Source organism: Paenibacillus sp. Y280 (assembly GCF_056786335.1).
Genome location: NZ_JBXCIW010000035.1, coordinates 19,114 through 29,725, shown reverse-complemented (window position 1 = coordinate 29,725; position 10,612 = coordinate 19,114). Strand labels below are relative to the sequence as shown.

Below are 10,612 nucleotides of genomic sequence, written 5' to 3'. Positions count from 1 at the left end.
TTAGACGAGGGTTCTACTTTGAGTTATTCTCATTTACCCAAAGATTCAATTGGATATGGCTGGTAGTAATTCCATCCGTTTAAAGATCCAAATTAGAGATTGGTCACGGATTCAGGTGAATTTTTTAAGAATAAAATATTATCCATATATTTATAAGTATTAATACATTCTATGTAATATATATATATAACCTTTTACATTTATTAATTCATAACCTTTTTAGTTTTTATCGGTTTTAAAAAGTTATTTACGCTATATGAATTAGCAAACAATCCTCCTGTATAGTTAGTTTGGTATTTAGTATGCCTTTTTACTTTAATGTGATCTGCTTTTTCAAGTATCTTTATATAACGATTTAACGTAGCAGAGCTTAAGCCAGTTTCATTAATTAATTGCGTCCATGTTGCATCGTACCTTTCATTTCCATACCTTTCTGACTTTTGCTTGAAAAATCCGTATAAATAGAAACCAATACACTTATTTCTCATTGCCTTCACAAATGCGGATGGCATTATCATATACGTATTCTCCACTGAAAAAAAAGTACCGTCCTTAAATCCACTTTTAAGACCTTCTGTATTCCTGTAGAAAGCTTTCATTGGATACTCTAGAATCAGCTTAAATGTTTTCAGTGGGATTACATTTACAGCTCTCTTCATCAAGTAACCTCCAATGTTTTTAGCGTGTTTAATATTTCCAATTATAGATTATTCCCATATATTATTCTTACAAATCAAAACAAAAGACCAATCCATCTTTGGACCGGCCTTAGTTTTCCGTTCTTGATTCATTTTCTTTATACCAATCTCTTACCTTGTTTAAATCCATTTCAGATGAAGCTAAACCAATAAACTTGCGCCCAGCATCTATCTGTTCTTGTATCATTCCTTCTGGTTTGTTTGGATTAGATTTTATCATTGTAGCCCTCCTAGATATTATTATCTAAATCAGCTGATTTGATTGCTTCAAGTTCTCTTCTTTCCTTAACGAGTTCAACTTTATAAAACTCATGCTTTTCTTGCTTGAATGCTTTAGCTAAGCTTTTGAAGGCCATCATCATAAACACTCACCACCATTTATATACCGTTTTAAGCCTAATTCTTTAGGTTCTAATTTCTGCTCTATGCGTAACTTTTCTTTTGCTAGTTCTCTTGAGTAGAACTCATCCTTATGTTCAATCATTTTCTTTGTCAATTCCTTAAAGTCCATCATCAATAGCATACACCTCCTTTAGGTCGGTTATTTGGGCTAGAATACTTTTTCATATTACATCGTGATCTATAGCTAAATGAAGGGAATAAAGGTTTGACTGCTACTTGCGAAGAATGAGATTCTTTAACGGTTAAGTAGAATATGTTGGAGTTGGGCTGAGGGAACATTCTTATATATCTCGATTAGCTGCTGTTTTTCTTTTTCGTTTTCTTTAGTGTATAGCTCAGCTTTCTTTTGCTCGAATTCTTCGAGTACTTCTTCAAGTTTCATCATAAATATACAACACCTCCAGTTTCGATGCTTTATAATAGCTTACGTTAATACCACCTATCTCCATTAAACATCAGCTAATGGAAGAAATCAAGGCCACATAAAGAATAAGCTACCGAATGGTACGATAGTTTAACGAAGAGCAATTGCAAGCCTGATTCTGCATTTAATTCTGATATACATTACACAAATGCAGGTAGGTTAGAGTTTCTACTGGTATTTGGGCCTTTGATAACCTTTAACTCAAGACAAACCGAACAAGCTAAGACGATATACGAAGGTAAAATCAAACCCTTTTTTTATGCGAAATTCTGAAACGTGATCGTGTCGTTGTATATAACATTGATCGGTCTGTTGAAGTATTAATTATTCATCTTACATAAAGCCTGCTTAAGTTACAAAAGAGAACCTAACAAAACGGCTCTCTTTGCTACTAATAATACTTTATAACTGTCTTAATATTAATAGTTATCTATCAAGTATCATTGCTTACTTTTACTAGCTTTTTGCGTTTTCGATTCGTTTCGACTTTAACAATTTTATATCCCATTGCTTGGATATAATTAGTTACTTTTTTAGTCTTAATCAAACTAGAGAATATCGAATCAGACAATTTCAACTTCTCTTTAATTTGATCGAAATATAGCTCAGGATGATTCTCATTCAGCATATTGAAAAACGCATCTGTATTCTTAGCATCTGATCTAATACTTCGTCTTATCATGTTCACTGGCTGCCAAACAACTGTCTTTGAATTTGGGAACTTGTATCTGAGATTTTCTAAGAACCTTTTGTCATTATGGAAAACGTAAACCTTTCCTTCAATAACTTTCGAATTGTCTCGTTGACTACTCCGCTTTAGTTCCTGTGAATAATCAACAAGCATATCAAGCTGTTTCACCTCTTCAATTTTTTCGTCATTGAATACGCGGCCAAACATCTTTTTACTTGATAAATCTTGAAGCTCTTCTCCTTGTTGTCTATAAATCGCTTGCGCTTTACCAATATAGTAATCCTCTGTTTTATGCAAAACCCCACCAAGGATAGTAATGTTACAATCTCTGAAATCATTGCTTCCTTTGGTTGAACCGTACGTAGCTAGCTCTATTCGTCCCTGTGTAATGTAATCCCTTAGATATATCGTAATTGAATCTTTTACCGTTTTAAACACAGGTAAAAAAATCTTATCTGTGGGATTTTCATCGGCAATTAGTTTTACATCATGACAAAAAGCTTCCAGTGTCGCTTCTTCTGTCATGTTTGTCTTTGTACCACTGATAAAGTCACAGAGATAAAAGGTAAACCCTTCATACGTTCTTAAAGGTTGAAAATCAAAAACATGATAATCCTCATGCTTATAATCTTTATCAATCTCCGCAGTACCGTCAAAGATTAACGTTTTAAAGTGAGCAATATCACCATAAGTTTTATAGCTGCTTGTTGTAAGGCTGACACCGTCAATACTACAACTATAAAATCCACCATGACACATGAAGCTTTCAATGAAGTATGGAATTTGAAAGGCATCATGTTCATAATCAATTACCTTGCTAAACACTTTCCTGAAATCACTGGAAAATTCGAATGAAGGATTGATTGGCAGTATAGGCTCTCTACCTAATTTATTAACCTCAAACTTTGATTTCACTTCACTTACAGCGAGAGAGAACTCATCAAAAACCGCAGTTGATGAATTACTAAAATAGAGCCGAGTCATTATTTCAGAAATTTCCTTCAAAAACTGGACCATCGAATAATGGATTACCTTAATCAATTTGATTTTCTCATCAATCAGTAAAAGCTCTCTCTTTTCTTTCCCTTCAAATCCCATATAATGACCATATTGATTATAAAAATCATACGATTCATGAAATAACTTTTGTGTGGTCATGATTACAATAGGATAGCGTTGTTGTTCTGTCTCCTGATTCCAGTAACGACACTCATCTTTGAACTTGCAAATGGTTGGTCTTTTTCGAGCAGGACATCGTTCATACTTCTCGGATTTATCCTGTGCCAAATGACACTCCTCATTTTCAAAACCATACATTGCAAAGACTAAGTTTTGTCTGCTTTTGACCTTTAGCCAGTCTCTTAATTTTCTTGCATCAACTTTTCTTTCTACAACAACGACTGCACCATCGTTATTACTCCCAATAGTTAACTGACTAAGCATATCAGAAAGAAGAGCCTTTATTATGGTTGATTTACCAGCACCCATATCAAGAGGTAACAAGTTCGGCTTCCCTTTGTTATCTTTAATCGCAATCTGGATGATATCGCGAATATAGCGTTTATGCGTTTCAGTAATAACTTGTCCCCACTGAGACAATGAACCAACAACCTCGCTGCTGATTCGTTCAATGTACTCAAGCTCAGATGAACTAATTGAGAGATATATCAGATCATCTACATAAGAAAACTCCGGCTGAACTACAGATGTGAAATCATTAGTATCGAGTACTTCCAACACATCAAACCAATCTAACTCTTTGGCAAGCTCTCTGACTGAATAACTAGCTCCACAAGAACAGTGGTACCACATGTACTCAATGTTAAACCATGCACTAGGATTCTTGTCAGGATGATTCGGCATACAACATCGAGCTGAAATGCTATTACCTCTTAGCCTACTTTGCTCTAATTTGTTCATGAGAATATCAATCAATTTAACTTTGTTTTCGCCTACTAAACTAATCAATGGCTTTTCATCCGTTTTATATAAATGAACTTCTTCTGAAAGTTCAGGTAGGCTCTGTTTTATTATGGATTGCGAATAACGAAATTGCGGCATGAATACCGGTACTGTTACAGGATGTTTTCTTCTCGGGTCTTTCTGGTGCATGAAATAAGGCACTCTAAGAACCCTTGCTTCGTTTAAGCATTTTGTATCACCATCAAAATACTTAACCAACTGTTTCTGTATGTATTGAAATAGCTCAATATCACCATTCGGTTCAGCAAGCAACCAATAAACATGAAAACCATGTTTTGTATTTACAACAATTGATGGATGGACAATGAAACTCTTTATAAGTTTCGCCTTCTTTTTTTTCCATTGACTTAGGAGGTTAGCATCTAGCCGAAGTTCTTTAGGTGCATCAATATCAACAAACTGACTATTTATTTTTCCACCATTCCGAATATGACTGTTGCTGGCCGTGCAAGAATCCATAATATCAAAGTTCGGTGAGTTGACCGTAAAACATACTGCACCCTGCAAGGATTCAAACAGATAATCTCCTAGTACTACCTCATCAAAGTTCTCAGATGATTCTTCACAAAGTAATTCTTTCTTCTTATTCTGTTGTATATAAAAATTGCCCTCATGACGTAACACACTTAAGACAGGAGCGATACTATCGCCTTCAGGTAACACTCTTATCTCGTAAGTGTTAACTCCATGAATAGCATTTAAAAATTCCATAACACCTTCAACATGCGATAAATCTTTCTTTTCTAATTTCGTAGTCATGATAAAATCCTCACCTGTCTGCATTAAATTAGATAGCTGAGCTACCTATTTTTTTGCAGTTTAAAGACTATATATATATTTACCACAGTGACTCCACTACCCTTCCAATTGATATTCTTATTATCATCTACAGCTTACATTCTCAAATGCGTTCTTGTATTATTTTGCAATAAAATCATAGATGTGATCTTGACTAGAACATAACAGAGCATATAAGCCCTCAAGCTGACAAGTTTCTCAAAAGCCGACGTAGTAAATCATTTATTGATAAAGAATAAAAAGCAATAGGTCATTGATTGCTTGTCGATCGCACATTCCTAGAAAATTCATGCAGAAGGAAATATGATAGCCCAGCTCAAATGTTGACTCATTATAATAGTAATGCTTACCAATGATTAAACTTGAAAGACCTTCAATTCTTACAACATCTTCATACACCACTAATACGTGGAAGCCCTTTAACTCAAGATACTTATGTAAATCAACTTTTGGAATGTCTTTCAACCCAGAGTCAATAAATTGCAACTATCCATCTCCTAACCTTTATACAACTTAACCTATATCAAAACTAGGTTTAAAATATATAGAAACTTCATAATATCACAATAATAACTGCACAATTGTCATTATCGCATGTAGTCATATTCACTTTACCAATCGTAATATGTAATGTGTTTTTTTGAAATTCAATGAATTCAAATAATTCATATACAGCAGCATCTTTGCTCATCTTAAGGATTGCACAACAGAATTGAATAGCTAATCAAAGATCAAGTCCTTTGTTATCGAAATAAGCATTTTTAAGCAGCAATAGATTATTGCATCCTTCTACAGTGTATGCGTTATTATTATGTTTAAAGACTTATATACCCTTATTCACAACAAAATCTTGCAATATTACGCTATCCGCTATTTCGAGTTTAACATCGGAATACTTCAACAATAATCACCTCCACCTTCTACATTCACTATAAATCATGCTTTTTAAAATTGTAATGGCGGTTTTAGGGGCTATTGGTTATTGGAGGAAATAGATTGATTGTCAATACTAAATTCAAAAAAATGCACTTGCTATCTTATCAAAAGTGCTTGCTGTACATCATTCTGGTTACTCACACGCCCGAATATGCTACTTGTCTTACTAGCTAGGAACAAAGTATCAGGATGAAGCATAAAGAAGCTTTATGGGACGAGTAAGGGCATTAAAAACAATATTAGAATTGGAACAGATATCTGCTAAACTTAAATGAATCTACTTCCCTTAAAAGCGTTATAAGTCTTATTTTAATAATCCCATGGTATATCAAAACATAAGTATCATTTGCTTTAAGAGTCCATAAGAACACAGTTAAAAATTGTATTGGTTTATTGGGTATGTCTTTTAAAGGGACATTTACAATTATCCGAAAAAAAGCCAAATTGTCTGATGTTTTATTTTCTTGAACTCATCTCAAGCTATGTCCGGTGATATATTTAGCTGAAGGATTATTAAAAAAACACTTTTCTAAAAGCTAAACGTTGGAATAAGTTATGTGTTATTGAGCCGTAATTAAAGTAAAAAAGACTTCCCTCAATATGAAGGAAATCTCCTACAATTTCTTGTATTACAATCACAATTCGACTCTTTGAAGATCACAATCTGGTCACAAGAGTCACAAAAAACTATTCATTTTAAATATTTCAAAGGTAAATCTAAATAAAACAAAGGATTATGAAAAATCCAATGAAAGCTTGTCCTGCTTGAGTTTATCGGTGTTTAAATGGTTATTATATTGCTTGTGTTATACCCTTATACAAAGCGCACCGCACATAATATATCCTTTGTCCGTCAAAATGCGAGCAAAGTTGTTTTGGGCAGCTTCACTTCAACGCCAAGAATGGTTTACCCATTCTCCAGTGTAAAAGGAACCATTCGCATCATATAGGATTCACCCCCTTCGGTTCATGAATAAGAGGCATTGCTTCATCATTATATGCAATTTTTTTTTACAGTGTTGGATAAATGCTCATTAAAATAACTATATGAAAGGCTAATTTAGTGGTATATTAGTACTATACCAACTCGACCGGAGGTCCTATGGAAAAACATCCCTCATCCCCTAATCAGTCATCATTTGTTTTCAATATTGAGGTGCTTGTTGAAGGAAAAAATGATGCTGCGGCGTTAGAGACACTTCTTCATACGTTAAATCAATCGGAATACGTCGATTTTCGCATATTATCGGGCATTAAGCTCGGTATGATCATTGATGAGCGGAAGCAGAACGCAGCAATCACACAAGACATCCCTGTTCAAGCTGACAGCAACGAAGTGAAATCCTATCCAAAAGACGTAGACAAGCCTGACCCGCCTTCCTTCGAGACTTTAAGCTATTTTGACAAAATAAGAGCAATCATGAAAAACAACACTTTGATCAGGCTGATCGTAAACAAAGGGCTTGGCATCAAGCTCAGCATACCTTGCAGAATCATTAATATGGATGAAGCCGAATATATCATTACAGTCTATCATGTAGACGAAAAGCAGGTTTATACGTTCCGTTTAAATGAAATTGAAGATTTCTCCTATTAGCACGCATTAAAAAAACCGTTCGAATGACTGTCTAATAGCAGCCTAGGAACGGTTTTTATATGTTTCCGGGTGTAAGCATGAGTTCGATACTGTCGCTCGTTACAGGTGGACTCCAGAAGTAGCCCTGCATTTCATCGCATTTGTGCTTTCTCAAAAACTCCATCTGGCCTTCTGTCTCCACGCCTTCAGCAATGACCTGTATGTTCAAATTATGTGCCATTGCGATAATGGCTGCAACGATCTCCGCATCGTTTGGATCCTGCTGAATATCCCGAACGAAGGATCGATCAATTTTCAAACGGTCAATCGGAAAGTTTTTTAAATAATGAAATGAACTATAGCCAGTGCCAAAATCATCCACGCTAATATTGACACCGAGGTCGGTTAAATCCAGCAAGCATCGAGACACATGGCTGACATCCATCGTCATCGACTCCGTTATTTCCAGATCCAAATATTTAGCATCCATGCCTGTTTTCTCCAGCACGGCAAATACTTTGCTTGCTAGATCATTTTGAACGAATTGTCTAATGGACAAGTTGACAGATACCGGAATTGGCGGCAGCCCTGCGTCTTGCCAAGCTTTGTTCTGACGGCATGCCTCTTCAAGCACCCAGTCGCCAATCTGAACGATCATCCCGCTTTCTTCCGCTAGAGGAATAAAGTCACCTGGCGGTATCATCCCTTTGAGCGGGTGATTCCATCGTACTAGCGCCTCTACTCCAACCATCGTTCCAGAAACCAAATCATATTGCGGCTGATAATGTAAAATAAATTCATTGCGCTGTATGGCCCGGTACATTTCATGCTGCAGCGTAAGGCGTTCAAACGATGAATTGCTCCAGCTCTCCGAATAGAGCAGACAATCATTTTTACCGCTTTCCTTCACCTTAACAAGCGCCATATCGGCTTTCTTGATTAGCGCGTAGCTGTCGTCATCCTCGTTGCTGTTCGTAACTGAACCAATGCTCGCTGTAATATGTAAAGGAAAACCGCTTAGCTCATATGGCTCTTCAATCGATTTAAGCAGCTGCTTCGACAGCTCAAGCAAATGCTTCTCAGACTTTACATTGCAATACAATAAAGCGTATTCATCACCTTCCATGCGAGCGGCAAAATCGTTGTCGGAAAGGTTTCTATTTAAACGCTCGGCAACCTGCATAAGAAGAATATCGCCAAATTCGCGCCCAAAGGATGCATTGACGAGCTTAAATCGGTCCAGATCCAGATAACAGATGCCGACTACCCGTTCTTCTTCCTTAGCCCTAACCAGCGTCTCAGTCAGCTTCATCTGAAACAATGTCCGATTCGGTAAGCCTGTCATATCATCGTAATAGGCCATGTAGCGAATCCGTTCAACGTTCCGTTTTCGGTCGCTTAAATCCTGACTGATTAAAACGGTGCCGATAACCTCATTATCCTGCAGCATCGGAGAGCAGGTCACTTGAAGCTCTAAAGGAAACCCAGAGCCATGCGTGATATTAATGTTCGTCTGCTTCGTTTCTCCAAGCCAAGCATGCCCCAGCGAATCAAGCAGCGACTGGCGGCTGCCGGGCTCGACTATCCGAGATATCGGCTCCCCTAAAAGCTCGGAGCGCTGATAGCCAAGCGTACGGCTAGACGCCTCGTTCATCTCCATAATGATGCCGCTTCTATTCAATATAGCAAGCGGTACCGCATCGGAACGAAGCAAGGTTTCTACGATGGCCGTATGATAGTTTTGAAAACTGATCGACTCATTGCGTTTTATATAAACAATTATTGCGGTTACGAGTAACGATGCAGCGATGGCTGTAGCCGTCCACTTGTACATCGGATTAGAGATCAACAATAAAGCTACCACGATCCAAACCGATGCAAGAGCTGCAAGCAGGCAGCTTATAATCAAAGGTCCGCTCGTTGATTGCTTGAGCTTAAGTCGCTTGTTGCTTTCAGGAAAACCATCCATCCGTTTCGTCACGCACAAACCTCCTTCCTCTTTTTCGAGTCAAGTGAGTGTTCGCTTTATTATAAACGATGTAATCGATCTGGTATAGAAATATTTACTAAAGTAATCTGTTTCTTTGTTACATTACAGTATATTATGTCGGCAACTCGAAATATGACATTTTTTTCAATTTCATTTTATGATTTTTTTAATGCTGCAACGATAACACATGCCCAGCCTGCAAGAATAGCAACGCCGCCAAAAGGGGTAATGATGCCTAGCTTGCTAAAGCCGCTGACTGCAAGTACATAAAGGCTTCCGCTAAAGAGTACGGTTCCGGCTACAATAAGCCGCCCCCCGTTCAATACTAGCTTGCTTGCGCCAATTTGCTTAGCGAATAATGCAATCAGCATTAATCCTAAAGCGCTGTACATATGATATCTTACACCCGTTTCGAAAACTTCTAGGTAATGCTCAGTCAACTGTTTTTCTAATCCGTGAGCACCGAATGCGCCGAGCGCGATCGCAAGCGCGGCATTAATGGCGCCAATTACAAAATATTTAGGAAACATGTTGTTTTCAATCCTTTCAAATTTGTGTATAATTTTACCGTAATTAGTAAAGGAGATGATAATTTTGGAAAATGACCTCAGCAATGGAACTAACCTTCCACCCGAGAACGACCCTTTTGCTTCAAGACCAGTCTTCTCTAACGAGCCTTCCACATTAGAAGGTCCAAAGAAGCAATCTGGACTTGGTATTGCATCCTTCATCATCGGTTTAATTTCAGTCGTTTTGCTTATTATTGCTATTGTATCAGGATCGTCGTTCGCTGATCAAATCGGGAGCACCACTCTGCCTGATCCGTCTGCGGATTCAGCCGCTTTTCAAGCGTCTATCGAAGAGCTGGGACCAGAGGTTCTCGCTTCTATGGTAATAGCCATCTTCTGCATCTTTGGCGCAGGCTTAATCTCGCTTGTAGGTCTTATTTTAGCTATCATCGGCGCCTTTTCGAGCAAACGCCGCAAATTATTCAGCGTAATTGGCATTGTGCTGAATGTTATCGTTTTTGTTGGCGGAATTGGATTGTTTTTTGCAGGTGCTGCAGCAATTGCTGCTAACGTTACATAACTAACCTAAATCCACTGTGTTAATC

At 37.3% G+C, this 10,612-nt stretch carries 11 protein-coding genes; 2 read left to right on the top strand and 9 right to left on the bottom strand.

From position 1 onward, the window contains the following. Window positions 1-203: 203 nt before the first annotated feature. The 7 genes from AC1TPC_RS25770 to AC1TPC_RS25740 form a co-directional block, all read right to left on the bottom strand. A complete protein-coding gene (locus tag AC1TPC_RS25770; RefSeq protein WP_482069585.1) occupies window positions 204-659 on the bottom strand; it encodes a hypothetical protein in 456 nt (151 codons plus the stop codon). Between the two features lie 109 nt (window positions 660-768). Then, entirely contained in the window at window positions 769-918 is a 150-nt protein-coding gene (locus AC1TPC_RS25765) for a hypothetical protein (RefSeq protein WP_482069584.1), read from the bottom strand. Window positions 919-928: 10 nt separating this feature from the next. After that, complete coding sequence (locus tag AC1TPC_RS25760; RefSeq protein ID WP_482069583.1) at window positions 929-1,060, bottom strand: hypothetical protein; 132 nt, start codon at window positions 1,058-1,060, stop codon at window positions 929-931. Beyond that, window positions 1,057-1,215 carry a hypothetical protein gene (locus AC1TPC_RS25755; RefSeq protein WP_482069582.1) on the bottom strand — a complete coding sequence of 53 codons (159 nt, stop codon included), beginning with the start codon at window positions 1,213-1,215 and terminating at the stop codon, window positions 1,057-1,059. The genes AC1TPC_RS25760 and AC1TPC_RS25755 overlap by 4 nt, the downstream gene beginning before the upstream one ends. Window positions 1,216-1,335: 120 nt before the next feature. Then, a complete protein-coding gene (locus AC1TPC_RS25750; protein WP_482069581.1) occupies window positions 1,336-1,485 on the bottom strand; it encodes a hypothetical protein in 150 nt (49 codons plus the stop codon). 472 nt (window positions 1,486-1,957) lie between these two features. Further along, the gene (locus AC1TPC_RS25745) at window positions 1,958-4,957 is read right to left on the bottom strand and encodes a hypothetical protein (protein WP_482069580.1); all 3,000 of its coding nucleotides are present in this window, start codon (window positions 4,955-4,957) and stop codon (window positions 1,958-1,960) included. A gap of 261 nt (window positions 4,958-5,218) precedes the next feature. Beyond that, entirely contained in the window at window positions 5,219-5,482 is a 264-nt protein-coding gene (locus AC1TPC_RS25740) for a hypothetical protein (RefSeq protein WP_482069579.1), read from the bottom strand. A gap of 1,552 nt (window positions 5,483-7,034) precedes the next feature. Between AC1TPC_RS25740 and AC1TPC_RS25735 the strand changes: the two genes are divergently transcribed. Beyond that, entirely contained in the window at window positions 7,035-7,529 is a 495-nt protein-coding gene (locus tag AC1TPC_RS25735; protein ID WP_482069578.1) for a hypothetical protein, read from the top strand. A gap of 55 nt (window positions 7,530-7,584) precedes the next feature. Here the strand turns inward: AC1TPC_RS25735 and AC1TPC_RS25730 are convergent, their stop codons facing one another. Continuing rightward, entirely contained in the window at window positions 7,585-9,489 is a 1,905-nt protein-coding gene (locus AC1TPC_RS25730; RefSeq protein WP_482069577.1) for a putative bifunctional diguanylate cyclase/phosphodiesterase, read from the bottom strand. A gap of 164 nt (window positions 9,490-9,653) precedes the next feature. Next, entirely contained in the window at window positions 9,654-10,028 is a 375-nt protein-coding gene (locus AC1TPC_RS25725) for a DUF423 domain-containing protein (protein WP_482069576.1), read from the bottom strand. 64 nt (window positions 10,029-10,092) lie between these two features. On the opposite strand from AC1TPC_RS25725, the gene AC1TPC_RS25720 reads away from it, so the two are divergent. After that, the gene (locus tag AC1TPC_RS25720) at window positions 10,093-10,587 is read left to right on the top strand and encodes a hypothetical protein (protein ID WP_482069575.1); all 495 of its coding nucleotides are present in this window, start codon (window positions 10,093-10,095) and stop codon (window positions 10,585-10,587) included. Window positions 10,588-10,612: the final 25 nt, after the last annotated feature.

Coding starts and splice junctions, on each gene's coding strand:
- AC1TPC_RS25770 (WP_482069585.1), bottom strand. CDS start 659: ATGAAGAGAGCTGTAAATGTAATCCCACTGAAAACATTTAAGCTGATT.
- AC1TPC_RS25765 (WP_482069584.1), bottom strand. CDS start 918: ATGATAAAATCTAATCCAAACAAACCAGAAGGAATGATACAAGAACAG.
- AC1TPC_RS25760 (WP_482069583.1), bottom strand. CDS start 1,060: ATGATGATGGCCTTCAAAAGCTTAGCTAAAGCATTCAAGCAAGAAAAG.
- AC1TPC_RS25750 (WP_482069581.1), bottom strand. CDS start 1,485: ATGATGAAACTTGAAGAAGTACTCGAAGAATTCGAGCAAAAGAAAGCT.
- AC1TPC_RS25745 (WP_482069580.1), bottom strand. CDS start 4,957: ATGACTACGAAATTAGAAAAGAAAGATTTATCGCATGTTGAAGGTGTT.
- AC1TPC_RS25735 (WP_482069578.1), top strand. CDS start 7,035: ATGGAAAAACATCCCTCATCCCCTAATCAGTCATCATTTGTTTTCAAT.
- AC1TPC_RS25725 (WP_482069576.1), bottom strand. CDS start 10,028: ATGTTTCCTAAATATTTTGTAATTGGCGCCATTAATGCCGCGCTTGCG.